General features: G+C 70.1%; 21 protein-coding genes, 1 tRNA gene and 1 pseudogene. 8 read left to right on the forward strand and 15 right to left on the reverse strand.

What is annotated here, in order from left to right:
* Both dcd and RGQ06_RS06085 read right to left on the reverse strand, forming a co-directional pair.
* Positions 1 to 567, reverse strand: a complete 567-nt coding sequence (dcd, locus tag RGQ06_RS06080) for a dCTP deaminase (RefSeq protein ID WP_432427459.1) — start codon at positions 565 to 567, stop codon at positions 1 to 3.
* Between the two features lie 31 nt (positions 568 to 598).
* On the reverse strand, positions 599 to 901 hold the full coding sequence (locus tag RGQ06_RS06085; protein WP_432427458.1) for a hypothetical protein: 303 nt from the start codon (positions 899 to 901) through the stop codon (positions 599 to 601).
* A 133-nt stretch (positions 902 to 1,034) separates the two neighbouring features.
* On the opposite strand from RGQ06_RS06085, the gene RGQ06_RS06090 reads away from it, so the two are divergent.
* A tRNA-Gly gene (locus RGQ06_RS06090) sits at positions 1,035 to 1,108 on the forward strand.
* A gap of 12 nt (positions 1,109 to 1,120) precedes the next feature.
* Here the strand turns inward: RGQ06_RS06090 and RGQ06_RS06095 are convergent.
* On the reverse strand, positions 1,121 to 1,480 hold the full coding sequence (locus tag RGQ06_RS06095) for a hypothetical protein (protein WP_432427457.1): 360 nt from the start codon (positions 1,478 to 1,480) through the stop codon (positions 1,121 to 1,123).
* Between the two features lie 346 nt (positions 1,481 to 1,826).
* Positions 1,827 to 3,029, reverse strand: a pseudogene (locus RGQ06_RS06100) (alkaline phosphatase PhoX); the annotation flags it as partial.
* A gap of 254 nt (positions 3,030 to 3,283) precedes the next feature.
* Here RGQ06_RS06100 and RGQ06_RS06105 point away from each other — a divergent pair.
* Positions 3,284 to 3,736, forward strand: a complete 453-nt coding sequence (locus tag RGQ06_RS06105; RefSeq protein WP_432427456.1) for a universal stress protein — start codon at positions 3,284 to 3,286, stop codon at positions 3,734 to 3,736.
* 13 nt (positions 3,737 to 3,749) lie between these two features.
* Here the strand turns inward: RGQ06_RS06105 and ppk1 are convergent, their stop codons facing one another.
* Positions 3,750 to 5,993, reverse strand: a complete 2,244-nt coding sequence (ppk1, locus tag RGQ06_RS06110) for a polyphosphate kinase 1 (protein ID WP_432427455.1) — start codon at positions 5,991 to 5,993, stop codon at positions 3,750 to 3,752.
* 238 nt (positions 5,994 to 6,231) lie between these two features.
* Here ppk1 and RGQ06_RS06115 point away from each other — a divergent pair, with 238 nt between their 5' ends.
* Entirely contained in the window at positions 6,232 to 6,936 is a 705-nt protein-coding gene (locus tag RGQ06_RS06115) for an HAD family hydrolase (RefSeq protein WP_432427454.1), read from the forward strand.
* A 22-nt stretch (positions 6,937 to 6,958) separates the two neighbouring features.
* Here the strand turns inward: RGQ06_RS06115 and tatC are convergent, their stop codons facing one another.
* The 9 genes from tatC to RGQ06_RS06160 all read right to left on the reverse strand — a co-directional run bounded on the left by tatC (position 6,959) and on the right by RGQ06_RS06160 (position 13,677).
* Positions 6,959 to 7,747: a twin-arginine translocase subunit TatC gene (tatC, locus tag RGQ06_RS06120; protein WP_432427453.1), complete on the reverse strand. Its 789-nt coding sequence runs from the start codon at positions 7,745 to 7,747 to the stop codon at positions 6,959 to 6,961.
* A gap of 6 nt (positions 7,748 to 7,753) precedes the next feature.
* Complete coding sequence (locus RGQ06_RS06125) at positions 7,754 to 7,963, reverse strand: Sec-independent protein translocase subunit TatA/TatB (RefSeq protein ID WP_432427452.1); 210 nt, start codon at positions 7,961 to 7,963, stop codon at positions 7,754 to 7,756.
* 19 nt (positions 7,964 to 7,982) lie between these two features.
* On the reverse strand, positions 7,983 to 8,159 hold the full coding sequence (locus tag RGQ06_RS06130) for a twin-arginine translocase TatA/TatE family subunit (RefSeq protein WP_432427451.1): 177 nt from the start codon (positions 8,157 to 8,159) through the stop codon (positions 7,983 to 7,985).
* Positions 8,160 to 8,244: 85 nt separating this feature from the next.
* Positions 8,245 to 8,994 (reverse strand): response regulator, encoded by a 750-nt coding sequence (locus tag RGQ06_RS06135; protein ID WP_432427450.1) that lies wholly within the window; start codon positions 8,992 to 8,994, stop codon positions 8,245 to 8,247.
* On the reverse strand, positions 8,994 to 9,653 hold the full coding sequence (gene phoU / locus RGQ06_RS06140) for a phosphate signaling complex protein PhoU (RefSeq protein ID WP_432427449.1): 660 nt from the start codon (positions 9,651 to 9,653) through the stop codon (positions 8,994 to 8,996). The genes RGQ06_RS06135 and phoU overlap by 1 nt, the downstream gene beginning before the upstream one ends.
* Before the next feature lie 53 nt (positions 9,654 to 9,706).
* Positions 9,707 to 10,543, reverse strand: a complete 837-nt coding sequence (pstB, locus tag RGQ06_RS06145; protein ID WP_432427718.1) for a phosphate ABC transporter ATP-binding protein PstB — start codon at positions 10,541 to 10,543, stop codon at positions 9,707 to 9,709.
* Between the two features lie 34 nt (positions 10,544 to 10,577).
* Positions 10,578 to 11,537 carry a phosphate ABC transporter permease PstA gene (gene pstA, locus RGQ06_RS06150; protein ID WP_432427448.1) on the reverse strand — a complete coding sequence of 320 codons (960 nt, stop codon included), beginning with the start codon at positions 11,535 to 11,537 and terminating at the stop codon, positions 10,578 to 10,580.
* A gap of 9 nt (positions 11,538 to 11,546) precedes the next feature.
* A complete protein-coding gene (gene pstC / locus RGQ06_RS06155) occupies positions 11,547 to 12,488 on the reverse strand; it encodes a phosphate ABC transporter permease subunit PstC (protein WP_432427447.1) in 942 nt (313 codons plus the stop codon).
* 118 nt (positions 12,489 to 12,606) lie between these two features.
* Entirely contained in the window at positions 12,607 to 13,677 is a 1,071-nt protein-coding gene (locus tag RGQ06_RS06160; RefSeq protein WP_432427446.1) for a substrate-binding domain-containing protein, read from the reverse strand.
* A 175-nt stretch (positions 13,678 to 13,852) separates the two neighbouring features.
* On the opposite strand from RGQ06_RS06160, the gene RGQ06_RS06165 reads away from it, so the two are divergent.
* The 5 genes from RGQ06_RS06165 (at position 13,853) to RGQ06_RS06185 (ending at position 17,870) form a co-directional block, all read left to right on the forward strand.
* Positions 13,853 to 14,173 (forward strand): ArsR/SmtB family transcription factor, encoded by a 321-nt coding sequence (locus RGQ06_RS06165; protein WP_432427445.1) that lies wholly within the window; start codon positions 13,853 to 13,855, stop codon positions 14,171 to 14,173.
* A complete protein-coding gene (gene arsB / locus RGQ06_RS06170; RefSeq protein ID WP_432427444.1) occupies positions 14,170 to 15,255 on the forward strand; it encodes an ACR3 family arsenite efflux transporter in 1,086 nt (361 codons plus the stop codon). The genes RGQ06_RS06165 and arsB overlap by 4 nt, the downstream gene beginning before the upstream one ends.
* Positions 15,252 to 15,902, forward strand: a complete 651-nt coding sequence (locus RGQ06_RS06175) for a low molecular weight phosphatase family protein (protein WP_432427443.1) — start codon at positions 15,252 to 15,254, stop codon at positions 15,900 to 15,902. Before arsB ends, RGQ06_RS06175 begins: the two co-directional genes overlap by 4 nt.
* Positions 15,903 to 15,982: 80 nt before the next feature.
* Positions 15,983 to 17,191, forward strand: coding sequence for an ATP-binding protein (locus RGQ06_RS06180; protein WP_432427442.1), 1,209 nt, complete (start codon positions 15,983 to 15,985; stop codon positions 17,189 to 17,191).
* Complete coding sequence (locus RGQ06_RS06185; RefSeq protein WP_432427441.1) at positions 17,184 to 17,870, forward strand: response regulator transcription factor; 687 nt, start codon at positions 17,184 to 17,186, stop codon at positions 17,868 to 17,870. Before RGQ06_RS06180 ends, RGQ06_RS06185 begins: the two co-directional genes overlap by 8 nt.
* A gap of 56 nt (positions 17,871 to 17,926) precedes the next feature.
* On the opposite strand, the gene RGQ06_RS06190 is transcribed toward RGQ06_RS06185, so the two are convergent.
* Positions 17,927 to 19,954, reverse strand: coding sequence for a putative bifunctional diguanylate cyclase/phosphodiesterase (locus tag RGQ06_RS06190; RefSeq protein ID WP_432427440.1), 2,028 nt, complete (start codon positions 19,952 to 19,954; stop codon positions 17,927 to 17,929).
* Positions 19,955 to 19,958: the final 4 nt, after the last annotated feature.

Raw genomic sequence — 19,958 nt, forward strand, 5'->3', positions numbered from 1 at the left:
CTACTGCTCGAAGTTCTTCCAGTACTGGCTGGGCGTGGGGCCGTCCTGGCCGTGGTACTTCGACTTCAGGGCGCCGGTGCCGTAGGGGACGTCGGCGGCGGTGGTCATGCGCAGGAAGCTGACCTGGCCGATCTTCATCTTCGGGTAGAGCGTGATCGGCAGGTTGTGCACGTTCGACAGCTCGAGGGTGATCTGGCCGTAGAAGCCCGGGTCGATGAAGCCGGCGGTGGAGTGGATCAGCAGACCGAGCCGGCCGAGGCTGGACTTGCCGTCGAGGCGGGCGACGAGATCGTCCGGAACGCCGATGCGCTCGAGGGTGGCGCCGAGCACGAACTCGCCGGGGTGGAGGACGAAGGGCTGGTCGTCCTCGACCGTGATCATCTCGGTCAGGTCGCTCGCGTCCTCCTTCACGTCGATCATCCCGCGGGTGTGGTTGCGGAACACGAGGAACCGGGGGTCGAGGGTGAGGTCGACCGACGACGGCTGGATGAAGGACTCGTCCAGCGGGTCGATGACGATGCGACCGTTGGCCAGCTCTTCGCGGATCGTGTGGTCGGAGAGGATCACGGCGGGCAGGTTAGGTGGCCGCCGTCCAGGGTCAGGACTGGCGGGAGCGGGCCGCGACCCAGCGGTACTTCTGGTGCGCGGCCTGGGTGGAGACGCCGAGGGTGTCGCCGATGTCGGACCAGGTGGCGCCCTTCTTGCGGGCCTCGGCCACCAGCTCGGCGACGAGGGCCTCAGCGGCGTGGCGGAGTCGTTGCGCGGCCTCGAGGCGCTGGTTGACGTCGCCCCGGGTGAGCTCGGCCACGGCCTCGCGCATGGCGGAGTCCGCCGCCAGGTCGATCTCGATGTCGCCCCGCCCGACTCGGGCGGTGACGGTGCCCTCTCGGCGCTGTTCCACGCCCCAACGGTATGCCAGGCGATCGACCGTGGTGGGGATGCCCCGAACCGCCCATTCGGTGCCGTCAGGATGACCCGGCCGCGCCCGCCGTGCCTAGGATGGGCGGCCTCAGACGGGGCCCCGGCGCCGTCCTGCGGGTGTAGTTCAATGGCAGAACGTCAGCTTCCCAAGCTGAGAACGCGGGTTCGATTCCCGTCACCCGCTCCACCCACTCCACCTTCACCGTCCGCTCGCGTCGCTCCCCACGATCGGCATCGAGGTGCCGGCCCAGCGACGGAGCAGCTTGCGGCCGGTCGAGCGGCTGCAGCGCAGCACCGTGTTCGATGCCATCCCGCGTGCGTTCAGGTGTGCGATGAAGCCGCGCATCATCCTCGAGGACGTGAGCACGAGGCCGTCGAGGTCCAGGATCACCGTCGCACCCGCCGAGGTGTGCGGTTCGATGGCATCCGCCAGCCGCCACAGCGCCTCCATCGCCGGCGTCCCGTGGACCTCGACGGTCACCGAGCCAAGGTCGACCGGGGTGGGTCGGAACGCCCAGTGCATCGCCTCCCGAGCGGTCGGCACCTCCGTTCCCTGCATGGGGACAGCGGACCATCCACACGTCGCCGGCGGACGACGAGCGCACGCCGATGCGGTGAACGACCGCTGAAGATTCGACAGTCGTCGGTTGAGCTCAGGAGCGGGCCGATCCTTCGGCGTCGGCGCCCGTCCGGTCCTCGACAGCGAGGCGCCGGCGTGCGGCCACGCTCGCCGCGGCCGCGCCGAGCAGGACCAGGGTGGCGCCTGACGCTCCTCCGCCCCCGGTCGCCGGCAGGGTCGCCACGGCGCCCGGGCTGGGCTCCGGCTCCTCAGCACCCAGTCCGGCGAGGGTCGTCGTGGGTGCGGCCGGGGCCGTGGTGGTGGTCGTGGACGGAGCCGCGCGAGTCGTGTTGAACGGACCGGTGATCTCGTAGGTGATGCCATCGGCCGAGAAGTCACCGGAGGTGCCCCGCATCGAGGAGAAGTAGAGGCGGGTGCCGCTGGGGTCGAAGGCCGGCCCGGCGATCTCCGATCCGTCCTGGCCCACGATGCGCAGGAACGGCGCGACCACCCGGTCGGGGGTGATCAGCACCAGCTCCATGTTGCCGCCGTCCTCGGCGACGTACAGCTCACCGGCCTCGTTGAACACGATGTTGTCGACGCCGGTCAGCGGCGCCGCGTCCGCACCGCCGGGGAAGTCGGCGGCTCGGTACACGATGTCCATCGTCGAGCTGATCGGGTCGTACACCCAGACCGTGTTGTCGCCCTTGGTGGTGAAGTACACCAGGCCGGTGTCGATCCAGATGCCCTCGGCACCGACATAGGAGTGGGCTCCCTTCGCGGCGGCGTCCGGGGCGGTGAGGACCGGGTCGACCTCGACCCAGCTGATCGTCCCGGTGCCGTCGGCTTCCGAGGCGACTGCCGCCTCCAGCACCCCGGCCGACAGGTCGGGGTAGGTCGTCGGAGTGAAGCGGTAGAACCGGCCGTCGGAGTTGGCGTCCTCCGTCAGGTAGACGCACTGCTGGTCCGGCCGATCGTCGACGAACGCGGCCTCGTGGAAGAACGCTCCCATGGCCGGGCGGGCCACCGCCTCGTCGACCCCGAACGGGTCGCACTCCCACACGAGCCCGGTCGGGTGCTCCTCGCAGGACAGCCAGGTCCCCCACGGGGTCGGGCCGCCGGCGCAGTTCGTGTAGGTCCCATCCAAGATCCGGTATGCATCGATGACCTCGCCGTCGGCGTCGAAGCGGATCGCCCCCACGCCTCCGCCGGTCAGGTCGAAGCGCTCCTCCTGGTTCGAGACGTAGATCCAGCCGCCATCGTCACCGGTGGGGAACACCGCGCCGCCGTCGGGGTCGGAGTGCCAGGCGTAGCCGGATTCGCCCGGGAGGACCTCACCCGCCCGGGCCACGACCCTCGAGGTGAAGCCATCGGGGAGGATGATCCCGTTCTCGTCCGGCGATCGGCCGGCGATCGAGCCGTAGGGCCCGTCGCCGGGTACGGCATCGGCCGCGTAGGCCCGGTGCCAGAAGCCGGGGCCGAACGATGCGGCCGTACCGGTGGCGGCGAGTCCGAGGGCGAGGAAGCGACGACGATCGAGCTGTCCCATGATGAGCGGCTCCAGGAGCAGGTGGCGGGCTGATGCTCACCCACACTTCGCCTGCCACGGCCACCAGCCCTTCGTGAACGAGATCACGAGCAGGTGAACCTTCGGTGAACCGGCTCCGGCCCCTTCCCGCAGCCGGGTTGGCCGGCAGATCAGCATTCGGTGGAGTGACCTTCGCCCCTTCCGCCGACCCTGGTGATCACGGATGCTCGGCATGAGGGTCATCGGCGATGACGCCACCGAGAGGAGCGGGTGCGATGAGTTACGACACGGTCGTCGTCGGGTACGACGGCTCCAGCGACGCCGATCGGGCGGTCGAGGTCGCAGCCGATCAGGTCGCGCCGGACGGGACGGTGCACGTGGTGACTGCGTTCCACCCCGAGTCGACCACCCGGCTCATGCAGCAGGTGAAGGAGCTACCGGAGGAGTTCCGGTACACCTACGACCCAGCTGCCGCAGAGAAGGAACGGCAACACCCTGCGCTGGAGCGCCTCCGGGGCCGCGGCACGCGCTGCGAGGGACACATCGTCGCCGATGATCCCGCCGCGGCGATCATCGACGTCTCCGAGCGCGAGGGCGCCACCCTCGTCGTGGTCGGCAGCCGAGGCCTCGGCAGGGTGCAGCGGTTCCTCCGGGGCAGCGTCTCGGCCCGGGTCGCCGCGCATGCTCCGATGAGCGTGCTGATCGTTCACGATCCCAGCGACACCTGACGTCACCGCACCATCAGCGTTCGTGCGCGAGGTGACGGATGCGGTTCAGCGCCGCCTGCTGGAGCGCAACGTGGGTGTGGACGCCGCCCTCTGCTTCACCCAGCTCGCGCCGCCAGCGGCCGTCGCCGTCCAGGGACCAGGCCAGCTGGTCGTCAGCGAGGTTGACGTCGAGGATCTCGTCGAGCCGCTCCTGGAGCTCGGGCGCCTCGACCGGCGTGAGCGCCTCCACCCGGCGGTTGATGTTGCGGGTCATGAGGTCGGCGGAGCCGATGAGGTGCAGCGGTCGCCCCGTCCCGGCGCCGTTCGCGAAGCGGTAGATGCGGCTGTGCTCGAGGTAGCGGCCGACGATGGACCGCACGCGGATGTTCTCGGACAGCCCCGGCACCCCTGGCCGGAGGCAGCAGATGCCCCGCACGATGAGGTCGACCTCCACGCCAGCGGCCGCGGCGGCGTAGAGCGCGTCGATCATCGCCGGATCGGAGAGGCTGTTCATCTTCGCCACGATGCGCCCACCGCTGCCGTGCTGGGCCTCGCCGGCGATCAGCCCCTCGAACCGTCGGCGGAGGTGATCCGGGGCGACGACGAGCTTCTCGTAGTCCACGGCGCTGCTGAACCCGGTGAGGTAGTTGAACAGCTGGGACAGGTCGGTGCCGATGGCGGGGTCGGTGGTGAAGAGGCCGAGGTCCTCGTAGATCGTCGCCGTCTTCGGGTTGTAGTTGCCCGTCCCGATGTGGCAGTAGCGGCGGAGACCGTCGCGCTCCTCGCGCACCACGAGCAGCGTCTTGGTGTGGGTCTTGAGGCCGACGATCCCGTAGACGACGTGGACGCCGACCTCCTCGAGCGCCTTGGCCCACTCGATGTTGCGGGCCTCGTCGAAGCGGGCCTTCAGCTCGACCAGCACCGCCACCTGCTTGCCCGACTCCGCGGCCCGCACCAGGGACCGGATGATCGAACTGTCACCGGAGGTCCGGTACAGCGTCATCTTGATGGCCACCACGCCAGGGTCCTTGGAGGCCTGTCGGAGGAACGCCTCCACCGTGTTGTGGAAGCTCGAGTACGGGTGGTGGACGAGGATGTCGCCACGTCGGATCTCAGCGAAGAAGTCGGCAGGGACGCCGTCGCCGGCGGCGTGCCATGGGGTGGTGCCGGCCCAGTGCTTGTCCTTCAGGTCTGGTCGTTCCAAGGCGTGGATCGACCAGAGCGATGTCAGGTCCAGGAGTCCCTGCACGACGTAGACGTCTTCCGGAGCCAGGTCCAGCTCTCGCACGAGCACGTCGCGCAGCGCGTCGCTCATGTCGGCGCCGATCTCGACCCGCACGGCACGACCGAACCGTCGCCGTCGCAGCTCCATCTCCACCGCTTCGAGCAGGTCGTCGGCCTCGTTGTCCTCGACGGTGAGGTCGGCGTTGCGGGTGACCCGGAACAGCGACCACTCGAGGACATCCATGCTGGGGAACAGCCGGTCGAGGCGATCGGCGATGAGCTCCTCGAGCGGGACGAGGGAGGCGGTGCCCGGCACCCGGAGGAAGCGGTCGAGGTTCGAGGGAACCTTCACCCGGGCGAACCGCCGCTCACCGGTCTCGGGGTCGGCCACCAGGACCGCCAGGTTGAGCGACAGGTTGGAGATGTAGGGGAAGGGGTGCCCCGGGTCCACCGCCAACGGCGTGAGCACCGGGAACACGTGCTCGTCGAAGACCCGGTCGATCGCCTCCCGTTCGGGCTCCGGGAGCCGCGCCAGGTGCGTGAGCCGGATGCCCTCCCGCTCGAGCTGCGCGACGACCACGCCGGTGAAGACCTGCTGGTGGTCGCGGCACAGGTCGAGCACGACGTCGCGGATCGCCGCCAGCTGCTCGGCGGGTGCGCGCCCGTCGTGGGATGGCCGGCGCACACCGGCGAACAGCTGGTCCTTCAGGCCGGCGACCCGCACCTGGAAGAACTCATCGAGGTTGGACGAGAAGATCGCCAGGAACTTGGCCCGCTCCAGCAGCGGCACCTGGTCGTCGGTGGCGAGGGCGAGCACGCGCGCGTTGAACTCGAGCCACGACAGCTCGCGGTTGAAGAAGCGCTCCGGACGTTGCCGGAGATCGAGCCCGGCGGCGTCCTCGACCGTGGAACCGACCCCGGTCGGCGCTGCGGCATGGTCGGGCCGGCGTCTCGATCGGGTGAACCATCGGATGAAGCGCCGCCAGCGGCCTGGGTGGTCTTCGTGCACGGTCTGCTTGATCGAGTCGGGAACGGGGGTCAGCGCCTCCTCCACGCTGGCATCCCCCCTCGTGCCGATCTGCACCCCGGGGACGTCGTTCGGGCTCGGTCCACCGAGCGTTCAGGCGCCATGAGGTGTCCCGTCACCTCCGCGACACCTCGCGTCGGCCCGTCGCATCGGCCGGGGGATGCCGTCCCCTCCCCCGGCAGGCGGGCGGCGACTTCACGCATCGTTCATGCCCCGTGCCCCCGTGGTATCCGTCGCGGAGAGGTCGGGATGGTGTCCTACGACCATGACCGCATCGGAGCACGCTGCACGCGAGGCCGAGGCGCTGCCCGAGGTGGTCGGTCGGCCTGCCGTGTTCGACCTGGATCGCACGTTGCTGGCCGGGTCGAGCCTTGTGGCGCTGGCCCGCGTGATGGCCAGACGCCGCATGGTCTCCGGTCAGCAGCTGCTCTCGGGGCTGGCGATGGACCAGGTGTTCCGGCGCCGCGGGGCCACCGATGACGACGTCGACCGCATCCGCACCATCGCGCTCCGCCACATCGCCGGCGCCGACGTCGCGCAGCTGCGAGCGCTGACCGACGAGGTCGGTCGTGCGCTCAGCCGCCAGGTGCTGCCCGGCGCACGGATGCTGCTGCGTCGCCACCAGGAGGCCGGCGACTTCATCGTGATCCTGTCCGCGAGCCCCCAGGAGCTGGTCGAGGCCATCGCGTCCCGCCTCGGTGCGCAACGGGCCGTGGGCACCCGCGCCGAGGTCGACGGGAGCCGCTACACGGGCGGTCTCGATGGCCCGTTCTGCTACGGCATCGGCAAGGTGCAGCGGCTGGAGCACGACCTCGGACCCGGCTCCTTGGATGCGGCCACCGCATATGCCGACTCCACCTCGGACCTCCCGGTGCTCGAGGCCTGCCGCGAGCCGGTGGCGGTCAACCCGGACCGTCCGCTGCGCCGGGTGGCGAAGGCACGGGGGTGGCCAGTCGTGCGGTTCGCGTGAGCGGCCTGACGGTGCCCGGCGATCACCGCTCATCGGATCGGCGGGTCAGGAGCGTTCCGATGAGGATCGAGATCTCGTAGAAGAGGTACATCGGGATCGAGAGGATGCCGAGCGTGTAGGGGTCACCCGATGGGGTGATGACGGCGACGACGACGACGATCCCGACCACGGCGTAGCGCCGGGCGCTCCGCAGGCTCGAGGCGGTGATGACGCCTGCCAGCTGGAGGAAGACGAGGACGATGGGGAACTCGAAGCCGACACCGAAGGCCAGCATCATGTAGGTGATGAGCTCGAAGTAGGGGGCGGGGCGAAACTGCTGCTGCAGGCCCTCGCCGCCGACCTCGGTGAGGAACTCGAGCGCGGGGGTGAGGGTGTGGAACGCCAGGGTGGCGCCGAGCACGAACAGCACGAGCGCCGATCCCACGAACGGGTACGCCCACCGCTTCTCGTTCGCGTGGAGCCCGGGGACGACGAACCGCCAGACCTGCCACAGCAGGACCGGCATGGCGAGCGCGACGCCCCCGTAGCCGGCGATCTTGAGGCGGATGGAGAACGCCTCCAGGGGCTCGGTCTGCAGGAGCCGGCAATCGTCGACCGCGGCACCCTGCAGGCTGCAGTAGGGGTCGACCAGGACATCGAAGATCCACGGGTAGAGGAACCAGCAGACCACGGCACCCACGGTGACGGCCGCTGCCGACTTGATGATCCGGTCCCGCAGCTCGGACAGGTGGTCGAGCACCGACAGGTCTGCCGGCCCGGGCGCCTCCGTGGTCCGGCGTCCACCGCCCGATCTCCTGCGAACCGCGACCATGGCTGCTCAGTCGACCCGCAGGTCGGCGCCGGGTCGCTCGGCCGCGTCGTCGGTGAGCGCGGCGGTCACATCGATGCGGAAGGCGTCGGACATGCGCCGCAGCTGTCCGAGCGCCGAGCCCGCCTGGCGGAGGGCGGCCGGCAGCTTGTCCGGACCGAGCACGACGAGGGCGACGAGGGCGATCGCCAGGAGCTCGAGGCCTCCCACGTTGAACACGAGGACGCTCCGCCGACGGTCAGGCCGACGGCGCCGGGTCGGTGTCGTCGGTCCTCGTCGCCGTGCCCTCGCTGAGACCCTGCTTGAACTCGGTCTGGGCCCGTCCCAGCGAACGGGCGAGCTTGGGGAGCTTCGCCCCGCCGAACAGCAGGATGATGACGAACAGGACGATGAGGAGCTCTGGGCCTTGGGGCATGCGGCGAAGGTAGGAGGCGCCGGTTTCCCGGCCGTGGCCCCGGGGTGTGCTGCTCGTGAACGGCGACGGAAGTCGCGGCGACGGGTCAGGCGCTCGACGTGGCGTACTTGTAGCCCAGCCCCCGGATGGTCACGATGCGCTGGGGGTTGGCGGGATCCATCTCGACCTTGGCCCGCAGTCGCTTCACGTGCACGTCGAGGGTCTTGGTGTCGCCGACGTAGTCGAAGCCCCACACGAGGTCGATGAGATCGCCACGAGTCATGACGCGGTCGACGTTGGCGAGGAGCACGTGGAGCAGCTCGAACTCCTTCAGCGGCATCGGGGTCAGCTCGCCCCGGATGCGGACCTCGTGCCGCTCCGGATCGAGCGCGACGTCGGCGACCTGCACGGCCTCGGCGGGGAGCGCGTGGTCGGTGCCGACCTGGCGTCGCATGACGGCGCGCATGCGGGCGATCAGCTCACGGATGCGGTACGGCTTGGTGACGTAGTCATCGGCGCCGACCTCGAGGCCCACGACGGCATCGATCTCCGACCCCTTCGCCGTGACCATGATGATGGGCACGCGGGACCGCTTCCGCAGCTCCCGGCACACGTCGATCCCCGACACCTTGGGCAGGAGCACGTCCAGGAGCAGCACGTCGGGCTGGATCGCGTCGAACATGGCGAGGGCGGCAGCGCCGTCCCGGGCGACCTGCACCCGGAAGCCCTCCCGCGCCAGGCCGATGGTGAGCGCCTCGATGAAGGACTCCTCGTCCTCCACCACCAGCACGGTCGGGTGGTGCACGGGGGCGTGGGCCTTCCGCAGCACCGGAGCGGTCGGCTGGTCGACGGACATCAGCGGACCTCCGCCGTGAGGTGGTCGGGGTCTCCGGTGAGCATGTAGCGCAGGCGGGCACCGATGATGGCGGAGTGGTCGGCGATGCGCTCCAGGGAACGGCCGGCGATGAGCGTGGACGTGGCGATCCGCACGGCATCGGGACCGACCAGCCGGAGCAGCTCGGCCATCAGGTGCTCGTAGTGCATGTCCATCGCCTGGACCCGGGTGGCGAGGTCGGTGGCGAGGTGGAGGTCCTGGGCCGACCAGGCCCGCAGCGCGTCCCGGTACGCCGCCACGGCCGTGTCGTCCATCGACACGAGGATGTCGAACGTCGCTCGGTGCCCGGCCCAAAGCCCACGCTCGGGGTTCAGCTTCACGACGCGCAGGGCGAGGTCGCCGATCCGCTCCAGCTCGGACAGGATCCGCAGCACGGACACGACGAAGCGGAGGTCGGAGGCCACCGGGTTCTCCCGGGCGAGCAGGTCGTAGCAGCGCTCCGTGAGGCTCACGTTCATCGCGTCGATCTCGTCGTCGCACGCGACGGCTGCGGCGGCGGCGCCGGGGTCGCCATCGAGCAGCACGCGACGGGTGCGCTCCAGGTTGTGGTCCACCTTGACGCCCATGAGCTCGACCTGCAGCCGCAGCTGGTCCAGCTCGTCGTGGAAGGACTTGCGCAACCGTCGACCCCCTTGCCCGTCCCCCGTGCCCAGTGGCTCGTGCGCTGGGTGCATCAGCCGAAGCGACCCGTCACGTAGTTCTCGGTGCGTTCGTCATCCGGTGTGGTGAAGATCTTGTCGGTGTCGGCGTACTCGACGAGCAGGCCGGTGCGGCGGTCGCTCTCCTCGTTCACCTCGGTCGTGAAGAACGCCGTCCGGTCCGACACCCGAGCCGCCTGCTGCATGTTGTGGGTCACGATGATGATCGTGTAGCGCTCCTTGATCTCCACCATGAGGTCCTCGATGCGTCCGGTGGCGATCGGGTCCAGCGCCGAGCACGGCTCATCCATCAACAGCACCTCCGGATCCGTCGCGATCGCCCGCGCGATGCAGAGCCGCTGCTGCTGGCCACCCGACAGGCTCATCCCCGACTCCTTCAGCCGGTCCTTCACCTCGTCCCACAGCGCCGCACCCTGCAGCGCCTCTTCCACGACGTCATCGAGGTTGCCCTTGGCACCCGCCACCTTCGGACCGTAGGCCACGTTGTCGTAGATCGACTTCGGGAACGGGTTCGGCTTCTGGAACACCATCCCGATCCGACGACGCACCTCCACCGGGTTCACCGCGGGGTCGTACAGGTCGACCCCGTGGTAGCTGATGTCACCCTCCACCCGAGCCGTGTCGATCAGATCGTTCATCCGGTTGAAGCACCGCAGCATCGTCGACTTCCCACACCCCGACGGACCGATGAACGCCGTGATCTCGTGCTGGCGCACGTCCAGGGAGACGTCGCGCACGGCGCGGAAGTCCCCGTAGTACACGGCCACGCCGGAGACGTCGAACACCGCCTGCTGCGGGACCCCGGGCGGCGCTGGCTCCGTCCGGGGCACGGGGGATCCGTTCTCGGCCATGAGGCGGACCTCTCGGGTCAGGTTGTCGGGCATGTCAGCCCCTCTTCTTCTCGTAGCGGTTGCGCAGGAGGATGGCGATGGCGTTGGCGAGCAGGACCACGGCGAGCAGCACGACGATGGCCGCGGCGGTGGCCTGCTCCCAGTCGGCCCCGGGCCGGCCGGCCCAGGTGGTGATCACGATCGGCATCGCCGTGAAGCGCTCGTCGAGGCTGTCGAGCGACATGCCGGTCCCACCGGAGAGGAAGCCCGTCACCGCGCCGACGAGGATGAGCGGCGCGGCCTCGCCGAGCGCTCGGGCGAGGGCCAGGACCGTGCCGGTGAGGATCCCGGGGGCGGCGTAGGGGATCACGTGGTGCTTGGTGACCTCCCACGTGGTGGCGCCCACCCCGTAGGCGGCCTCCCGCAGCTCGGCGGGCACGGCGCGCAGGGCCTCGGCGCTGGTGATGATCACGATGGGCAGCACCAGGATCGCCAGCGTGAGGCCGGCGGAGATGACCGAGCGACCCTGGGCGTCGGGGCCGGTGAAGCTCCCGAGCGCCTTGACGAAGATGGCCAGGCCGAGGATGCCGTAGACCACCGAGGGCACCCCGGCCAGGTTGCGGATGCTCACGTCGATGAACCGGGTGAGCCGGGTCGATCGCGCGTACTCCTCGAGGTAGATCGCCGAGGCGATGCCGACGGGGAAGGCCACCACGACGGTGAACACGCCGATGAAGAAGGTGCCCCGCAGCCCCTGCAGGATCCCGGAGGCCTCGGCCTGCGAGCGCAGGCTCCCCTGGAGGAAGTCGCCGAGCCGCCCGGTGAGCGTGCCGCTGCCGGTCTGGGCCACGTCGTAGACCAGGACGCCGAGGATCACGATGGAGGTGGCCAGCGCGGCGATCAGGATCGCCTGGAACGCCTTGCCGGAGACGTCGCTCCGGTTGCCGGTGAGCTGGCGCCGGACCTGCTCGGCGGCGATGCCGCCTCCGAGGCTCGCTGGGGTCGTGAGTGCCATCGTCGGCTCCTAGTAGGCCTGGCGCACGCGGCGGACGAACCGGCTGGCGAGCACGTTGAGGACGAGCGTGACGAGGAAGAGCAGCATCCCGACGAAGAACAGGCTCTGGAAGGTGAGCCCGGCGCCGCGCACCTGGTCGGTGCCGGCTGCCTGGGACGCCATCGCCGCAGTCATCGTCTGACCCGGCCTGAAGATGTCGGTGCTGAACAGGGACCCGCCGGTGGCGCCGGCCGCGATGAACACGACCATGGTCTCCCCGATCGCCCGGGACACCGCCACGATGAACGCCGCGACCAGACCCGACACCGCGGCCGGGATCACGACCCGGATCGTCGTGGTGATCTTCCGGGCACCGAGCCCGTAGGAGGCCTCGCGCAGCGCCATCGGCACCGAGCGCATCGCGTCCTCGGAGATCGACGCGACCAGCGGGATCGTGAGGATGCCGACGCCGATGCCGGCCGCCGCGATGTTGAACTGGGTCGCCTCGTCGTTCAGTCGCTGGACGATCACCGGGGACAGGAAGGTCAGGGCGAAGAAGCCCAGCACCACCGACGGGATGCCGGCCAGGATCTCGAGCGCCGGCTTGACCACCTTGCGGACGGTGGCTGGTGCGTACTCGGAGAGGTAGACGGCGGCGCCGAGGCCGAGCGGGCCGGCCACCGCCATCGCGATGACGGTGACGATGAGGCTGCCGCTGACGAGGGTCTTGACGTCGTACATGCCGCGCCGCGGGAACCACCCGTCGGTCCAGAGGGCGGCGAGCTCGACCTGGCTGACGAAGGTCCAGGCCTCGCCGATCAGCGACGCCACGATGGCGACCGAGATCACGATGGAGGTGGATGCGGCCGTGAACAGGACCGCTCGCACGATCCGCTCCTTGCGCATCCGGGAGCGGGAGCCGTGGAAGTCCTCGAGCGAGTAGCTCGTCGGGTTGCTCGCCAGGGAGGTCATGGGGCGCCTGTCGGGGGTGGAGCGTGCGGCGGTCGTGGGTGCGAACTGGCCGGCCCGGAGGGGGAGATTCCGGGCCGGCCGATCCGCCCCTGTGAGGTGAAGGGGTGTGCCTGGCGGGTCAGGCGGCGCCGGTGGTGCGGGCGTCCCAGCGCTCGACGGTGCTGGACAGCGTGTCGTCGGCCAGGTCGACGTAGCCGACCTCGGAGACCGAGTCGATGGCGTCGTTCAGATAGAAGTCCACGAACGCGGTCAGCGCGGGGTTCTCCTCGGCCTTGGCCGGGTTCACGTAGATGAACAGCGGCCGGGACACCGGGTAGGAGTTGTCGGCGATGGTCTCGTCGGTGGGGGCGATGCAGCCGTCGCCACCGTCGACCTCGAGGACCTTCACGCCCTCGGCCTCACGGGCGAAGGCGAAGCCGACCCAGCCGAAGCTGGTGTCGGAGCCCTGGATGCCCTGGATGATGACGTTGTCATCGGCCGAGGCCTGGTAGTCCGGGCGAGTCTCCGCGTTCTGGTCGCGGTCCTCGTTGAACTCCTCGATCACCAGCTCCACGAAGGAGGCGTAGGTGCCGGACTCCTCACCGGGGCCGGTGACGTCGAGGGGGGCGTCGGGCATCTCGGTGTCCGAGCCGAGCTCGGTGGCCAGGTCCTGGGCGTCGCTCCAGTTGCCGAAGCCCTGGGACTCGGGGCCGACGAGGGCGTAGATGTCGGCCAGGGTGAGGCAGCTCACGGCGTCGTTGGCCGTGTTGGTCATCATCGCGATGCCGTCGTTGCCGATCTGGAGCTCGACGAACTCGACGCCGTTCTCCTCGCACTGGGCGATCTGCTCGTCCTTGACCTTGGACGAGGCGTCGTTGATGTCGGTCTCGCCCTGGCAGAACAGCTCGAAGCCGTCGCCGGTACCGGGGCCGTCGACGGAGATGTCCACGCCCGGGTTCGCTTCGGCGAAGCGCTCGGCCACGGCGATGGAGATCGGCTCCACCGTGGACGAACCGCTCACCACGATCGTCCCGGACAGGTCACCACCTTCATCGGTGTCGGTGTCGGTGTCGGTGTCGGCGGCGTCGCCGTCAGCCGCCGTGTCGTCTGTGGCGGTAGCGGTGTCGTCGTCATCGCCGCATGCAGCAGCGAAGAGTGCGAAGGGAAGCAGCAGGGCGAGCATCGATGCCCAGCGTCGGTTGCGGATCAAGGGGATTTCCTCCATGCGAGGGGAACGGGGTCTCTTGGGTTGTCGGCGACCGTACGAAGCCGACCTTGACGCCAGACCGAGCCCAGGTGGACCGGAGGTGAACTCATCGGAGCGCCTGGGCAAACGACCCGCCGATCGGGCTCCCGACCCCTCACATCAGCCGTAACGTATGTGCATGACCATTGATGTGATCCCGGATGTCCGGGCTGACGTGCTGAAGGCGCTGGCCGAGCCACGCCGGTGGCGCATCGTCGAGCTGCTGTCGTGCGAGGAGCTGTGCGTGTGCCACCTCGCCGAGGAGATCGGCATCGCCCAGCCCCTCGCCTCCCACCACCTGAAGGTCCTGCGGGACGCCGGGCTGGTCGAGTCCGAGAAGCACCGGCAGTGGACCTACTACCGGCTCCGTCCCGGTGCCCTCGAGGACCTGGCGGGTGCGATCGGGGCGATCACGTCGTGCTGCCCCACCCCGGGCGAGCGACGGAGGCCGTGCACATGACCGTGGTCACCGAAACCCAGCCCGAAGACGCCCCGGTCATCGAGAAGCTGTCCACGCTCGACCGGTTCCTCCCGCTGTGGATCGGCGCTGCGATGGCTCTCGGCATCGGGCTCGGCCGCCTCTTCCCCGGCCTCGACGACACCCTCGACCGGGTCAAGATCGACACCGTCTCCCTGCCGATCGCGCTCGGCCTGCTGCTGATGATGTACCCGGTGCTGGCCAAGGTCCGGTACTCCCGCCTCGGCGAGGTCACCGCCGATCGGCGCATGCTCGGCCTGTCCCTGGTCCTGAACTGGGTGATCGGCCCCGCGCTGATGTTCGCCCTCGCCTGGCTCATGCTGCCGGACCTGCCCGAGTACCGGACCGGGCTCATCATCGTCGGCCTGGCCCGCTGCATCGCCATGGTCCTGATCTGGAACGACCTGGCCTGCGGCAACCGGGAGGCGGCCACGTTCCTGGTCGCGGTGAACTCGCTGTTCCAGATCGTGGCCTACTCGCTGCTCGGCTACTTCTACCTGGAGCTGCTCCCCCAGTGGCTCGGCCTCGACCAGGCCGCCCTCGACGTGTCCATCTGGGAGATCGCCAAGTCGGTGCTCATCTTCCTCGGCGTCCCGCTTCTGGCCGGCTACCTCACCCGCCGCATCGGGGAGGGTCGCAAGGGCACCGACTGGTACGAGAACACCTTCCTGCCCCGCATCGGCCCGGTGGCGCTCTACGGCCTGCTCTTCACGATCGTGGTCCTCTTCGCCCTCCAGGGCGAGGCGATCACCTCCGAGCCCTTCGACGTCGCCCGCATCGCCCTCCCGCTGCTCGTGTACTTCGCGCTGATGTGGGGCTCGTCGTTCGCCATCGGCCTGAAGATGGGCCTGCCCTACGACCGCAACACCACCGTCGCCTTCACCGCCGCCGGCAACAACTTCGAGCTCGCCATCGCCGTGGCCATCGGCGTCTTCGGCGTCACATCCGGCCAGGCCCTCGCCGGCGTCGTCGGCCCGCTCATCGAAGTCCCCGTCCTCGTCGGCCTCGTCTACGTCGCCCTCTGGGCCCGACGCCGCTACTACCCGGAGACCACCACCCCATGAGCTACGACCACGACCTCAGCGTGCTCAGCCGCAAAGCTGCCGGACTGGCGGCCCGCTTCGACGGCATGTTCGGCGTCGAGACCGTCGAGCGGCTCCTGCACGAGTCCTACGACCTGCTCGCCGCCACGTCGAAGGTGAACCAGTACCTGCCGCTGCTGGCCGAGCGGTTCGCCGCTGACCGTCTCCGATCGCTCGCCAAGACCCAAGGAGTCCCCGTGACCACCACCCCCGAGATCCTCGTCGTGTGCACCCACAACGCCGGCCGCTCCGTCGCCGCCCGGATCCTGCTCGACCACCACGGCCGGGGTCGCGTGACGGTCCGGTCCGCCGGCTCCGCCCCGGGGGACGACATCAACCCCGCGGTCGCCGAGATCCTCACCGAACGGGGCCACGACGTCAGCAAGGAGTTCCCCAAGCCCCTCACCGACGAGGCCGCCCGGGCCGCCGACGTGATCATCACCATGGGCTGCGGCGACGCCTGCCCGATCTTCCCCGGCAAGCGCTACCTCGACTGGGATCTCACCGACCCGGCCGGCAAGCCCGTGGAGGAGGTCCGCCCCATCGTCGACGACATCGACCGGCGCGCCCAGGCCCTCCTGGCCGAGCTCCTCGACGCGCCGGGCGTCTCGTCAGCCGAGGCGCCGTAGCCGCCGGATCACGCATCCGCGGACGCAGCTGAGGAAGACGGAGTGGGAACAACGGATGATCCCACGGGGTTCAAGTGGTCGTGACCTCGCGCGTGCAGAACCCGGCGCAGGCCGAGGTCGAAAGACCGCGCCAGCGCCTGGAGCGGATCACCACCTACCTGTCCTCCATCGTGGACAACCTGGTGGACGGCGTGCTGCTCGTCGACGACGTCTCGTTCCGCATCTCCGTCGTGAACGACGCGTTCCTCCGCCTGGTCGACAGCCCGGCGACACCGACCGAGCTCGTCGGACGCAACATCGACGACCTCCGGTCCCCGATCCGGGGAAGGGTGGAGGATCCGGAGGCGTTCTCGACGCGGATCGACGCGCTGTACGAGGGTGACCTGCCCGCCACCGACCTCGTCCGCTTCGTCGACGGACGGGTCCTCGAGCGCGACTACGTACCCGTCCCGGTCGGACCCACCAGGCGCGCCCACCTGTGGTTGTTCCGAGACGTCACCGAACGGGAGCAGACCGAGGAGCTGCGCCGACGGATGCTCGAGCGGGAGTCGGCAGCACGCACGGCGGCCGAGGAGACGAGCGCGTCGCTCCGTGAGCTCGCCCGCCTGAAGACCGAGCTGGTGGCGAGCGTGTCCCACGAGCTGCGCACGCCGCTGACCTCGCTGCGCACCTTCGTCGAGCTCCTGGCTGCGGACGCACCGCAGCTCTCCGAGGAGCACTGCGGCTTCGTCGATGCCATCGACCGGAACACCGACCGACTGCTGACGTTGGTCGAGGACCTCCTGCTGCTGGCCCAGCTCGAGTCGCAGGCGCTGTCGTTCCGACCCGTCCTGCACGACGTCGCCTCCCTCGTGCGAACCTCGGTCGAGTCGATCGCACCGCTCGCCCAGGCCGCAGGGGTGACGATCGACCTCGAGCCCGGCAGCTGTCCGGTCGCGCTCCTCGACCCGGTCCGCATCGACCAGCTGCTGACCAACCTGCTCTCGAACGCGCTGAAGTTCACCCCCGCCGGAGGGCACGTGCAGGTCACCACCCACGCGTCCGAAGACGGGTGCCGTCTCGAGATCGCCGACACGGGGCTCGGCATCCCGGCGACGGAGACCGACCGGGTGCTGGACCGCTTCTACCGGGCCAGCAACGCGGGCGCGACACCGGGCACCGGCCTGGGCCTCAGCATCAGCGCGGCGATCGTGGAGATGCACGGCGGGTCCATGGAGATCCGTCGTGGAGATCCGGGCGGGACCGTCGTGGTCGTGCACCTGCCGGCGTCGGGACAGCTGGGTGGGTGAGCGGGAGCTCCTGCTCCTGGTCGAGGACGACGACGACATCCGACAGGGGCTCGCCGCTGTCTTCAGCCGCGCCGGCTACCGCGTCGACCAGGCCGGGGACGGCCGGGCGGCGCTGCGGCGGTTCCACGAGGCGAGGCCCCACCTCGTAGTCCTCGACGTGGGCCTTCCCGGGCTCGACGGGTGGGAGGTCCTGTCGAGGCTCCGCGACATGAGCGACGTGCCCGTGCTCATGCTGACCGCTCGTGGTCTCGAGGCCGAGAAGGTGCGTGGGCTCCAGGGCGGCGCCGACGACTACGTCGCCAAGCCGGTGGGGAACCAGGAGATCGTGGCACGGGTCGGGGCCCTGCTCCGGCGAGCGGGGCGCGGCTCGGAGCCGGTGGAGCGCTACGACGACGGCACCGTCGCCGTCGACCCCTCGTCCCACGAGGTCTGGGTGCACGGCCGTCCCGTGCACGTCACCCCGACCGAACTGCGCTTGCTCGACACCCTCGTGCGCCACCGGGGACAGGTGCTCAGCGCCGAGCAGCTGCTGGGACAGGCCTGGCGGGACCCGAGCGGCATCGGGACCGACCGGGTCAAGTACGCGGTCTCGCGCCTCCGCCGGAAGCTCGACTGGTCCGAGGACGGACCGATCGAGGCGGTTCGGGGCGTCGGCTACCGCTACCGCCCGCCGGCCTGAGACCGGTCGTCCGCGACCGGACTGCCACCGTCGAGCAACCCGGAGCGCGTTCCAAGTCAGGACGCGTCGACGATCTCGGGTCCGGGTCGGCCGACGAGGTGACCCTGGATTAGGTCGCAGCCCAGCTCCCGCAGGCGCTGCCGTTGGGCGTCGGACTCGACGCCCTCGGCGACGGTGACGGCCCCGAAGGTGTGGGCGATGTCGATGGCCGAGCGGACGAGGGCCAACCGGCGGGCGTCGGTGAGCATCCCATCGATGAACACCCGGTCGATCTTGACGAACTCGGGTGAGAAGCGGTCGAGGTACGACAGCGACGCGTAGCCGGTGCCGAAGTCGTCCACCGCGAACGCAACCCCGTGGTCGCGCAGCTCCCCGACGATGCGGACGGCCGAGTCGGGGTCCGAGGCCAGCGACGACTCGGTGAGCTCGAGGCACAGCGCCTCGGGGGGCACGTCGTGGTGCTGGAGGGTGTCCATGACGCGCCCGACGAAACCGGAGGCGAGCAGCTCGGCCGCCGCCACGTTCACGCTCACCCAGCAGTCGGTGAACAGCCCCCGAGCACGGGCGCGGGCGAGGGCGGCGACCGCCCGCTCCCGCATCAGATCCCCCAGCTCGTGGATCGCACCGATCTCCTCGACCACGTGGAGGAACTCCCACGGGAGGAGCAGGCCCTCCTCCGGGTGCGCCCAGCGGCAGAGGGCTTCGGCCCCGACCGGTGCGCCGGTGTGCACATCGACCTCGACCTGGAAGTGGGCGACGAACTCGTTGCGCTCGAAGGCCTCGTGCAGCTCCGCCTCCCGGCGGTAGCGGACGAGCACCTCGTGGCGCAGGTCCCGATCGAAGATCTCGAAGCGACCCCGTCCGACCTGCTTGGCCCGGTAGAGCGCAGCATCGGCCTCGCTCAGCACGTCGCGGTCGCCGAGGTCCTCGTCCACGACCACGATCCCGCCGCTCATCCCGACGCGCACGAGGTTGGCCCCCACGGCCACCGGTTCGCGGAGCGCGTCGGCGAAGCGCTGCACGATCTCGACGACGTCGGCGTCGTCCTCCAGGTCCTCGAGCACCAGCACGAACTCGTCGCCGCCGAAGCGGGCGACGGTGTCGTGCGTGCGGGCGACGCTGGCCAGGCGGTCGGCGACGCTGCGGAGCACGACGTCGCCGGCGCTGTGGCCGAGGCCGTCGTTGAGCACCTTGAACTTGTCCAGGTCGGTGAACACCACGGCGTAGCGCTTGCCCGTCTGGCGGCGGCGCGACTCGGCCAGCCGCAGCCGGCGGGCGAGCAGCACGCGGTTCGGTCGACCGGTCAGCGGATCGTGCGTGGCCTGCATCTCGAGCTCGGCCCGGGCCCGGTTCCGCTCGGTGAGGTCGCGGGCGACCACCTGGGCGGCCGGACGTCCCAGCCACTCGATCGGCACGCCGGCCGCCTCGACGTCCACGAGCGAGCCGTCGACCCGCCGCAGCTGCTCCTCGACCAGCCCCGCTTCCTCACCCTCGAGGACCATCGCCATCCGCGCGCCGATCATCGCCGCGACGTGCTCGGGCACGAAGTCGCCCACCGGTCGGTCGACGAGGTCCTCCGGGTCGTCCGCCCCGAGCAGCCGGGCGGCCGCCGCGTTGGCGTAGACGATCACGCCGTCCTGGTGGATCGCCGTGGCCTGGGGGGAGGTGTCGAGCGCCTGCCGGTAGCGGGCGGCGGCGCGCTCGTGGCGCGTCTCGGCCTCGACCCGGTCGGTCACGTCTCGGAGGCTGACCATGAACCCGCCCACGGCCTCGTGGTCGAGGAGGTTGACGCCCGATGCCTCGACGTGGCGCCACGTCCCGTCCCGATGTCGCATCCGGAACGTGATCGGCACCCCGGGCGAGGTCGAGTCGACCGAGGCCGCGAAGTCCTCCATCACGCGCGCTCGGTCGGCCTCGTGGACGAGGGCGAACACGTCCCTGGCCGCCCGCCACGGGTCGTCGTAGCCGAGCACGGACCGGACCGCACCGTTCACGTAGCGCAACCGGCCGTCGTGGGCCATCACCACCACGATGTCCCGCGAGCTCTCGACCACCTCTCGGAAGAACGCATCCGGACGGCTCACGAGC

Source organism: Salinilacustrithrix flava (genome assembly GCF_041228405.1).
GTDB classification, from domain to species: domain Bacteria; phylum Actinomycetota; class Acidimicrobiia; order Acidimicrobiales; family Salinilacustritrichaceae; genus Salinilacustrithrix; species Salinilacustrithrix flava.

Excerpts from the sequence above, each read along its gene's own strand:
- tatC (WP_432427453.1), bottom strand. The coding sequence starts at position 7,747 with ATGGTCGCGGTTCGCAGGAGATCGGGCGGTGGACGCCGGACCACGGAG.
- RGQ06_RS06105 (WP_432427456.1), top strand. The coding sequence starts at position 3,284 with ATGAGTTACGACACGGTCGTCGTCGGGTACGACGGCTCCAGCGACGCC.
- RGQ06_RS06095 (WP_432427457.1), bottom strand. The coding sequence starts at position 1,480 with ATGCAGGGAACGGAGGTGCCGACCGCTCGGGAGGCGATGCACTGGGCG.
- RGQ06_RS06175 (WP_432427443.1), top strand. The coding sequence starts at position 15,252 with ATGAGCTACGACCACGACCTCAGCGTGCTCAGCCGCAAAGCTGCCGGA.
- pstC (WP_432427447.1), bottom strand. The coding sequence starts at position 12,488 with ATGACCTCCCTGGCGAGCAACCCGACGAGCTACTCGCTCGAGGACTTC.
- arsB (WP_432427444.1), top strand. The coding sequence starts at position 14,170 with ATGACCGTGGTCACCGAAACCCAGCCCGAAGACGCCCCGGTCATCGAG.
- pstB (WP_432427718.1), bottom strand. The coding sequence starts at position 10,543 with ATGGCCGAGAACGGATCCCCCGTGCCCCGGACGGAGCCAGCGCCGCCC.
- pstA (WP_432427448.1), bottom strand. The coding sequence starts at position 11,537 with ATGGCACTCACGACCCCAGCGAGCCTCGGAGGCGGCATCGCCGCCGAG.
- RGQ06_RS06165 (WP_432427445.1), top strand. The coding sequence starts at position 13,853 with ATGACCATTGATGTGATCCCGGATGTCCGGGCTGACGTGCTGAAGGCG.
- RGQ06_RS06135 (WP_432427450.1), bottom strand. The coding sequence starts at position 8,994 with ATGTCCGTCGACCAGCCGACCGCTCCGGTGCTGCGGAAGGCCCACGCC.
- RGQ06_RS06115 (WP_432427454.1), top strand. The coding sequence starts at position 6,232 with ATGACCGCATCGGAGCACGCTGCACGCGAGGCCGAGGCGCTGCCCGAG.
- RGQ06_RS06130 (WP_432427451.1), bottom strand. The coding sequence starts at position 8,159 with ATGCCCCAAGGCCCAGAGCTCCTCATCGTCCTGTTCGTCATCATCCTG.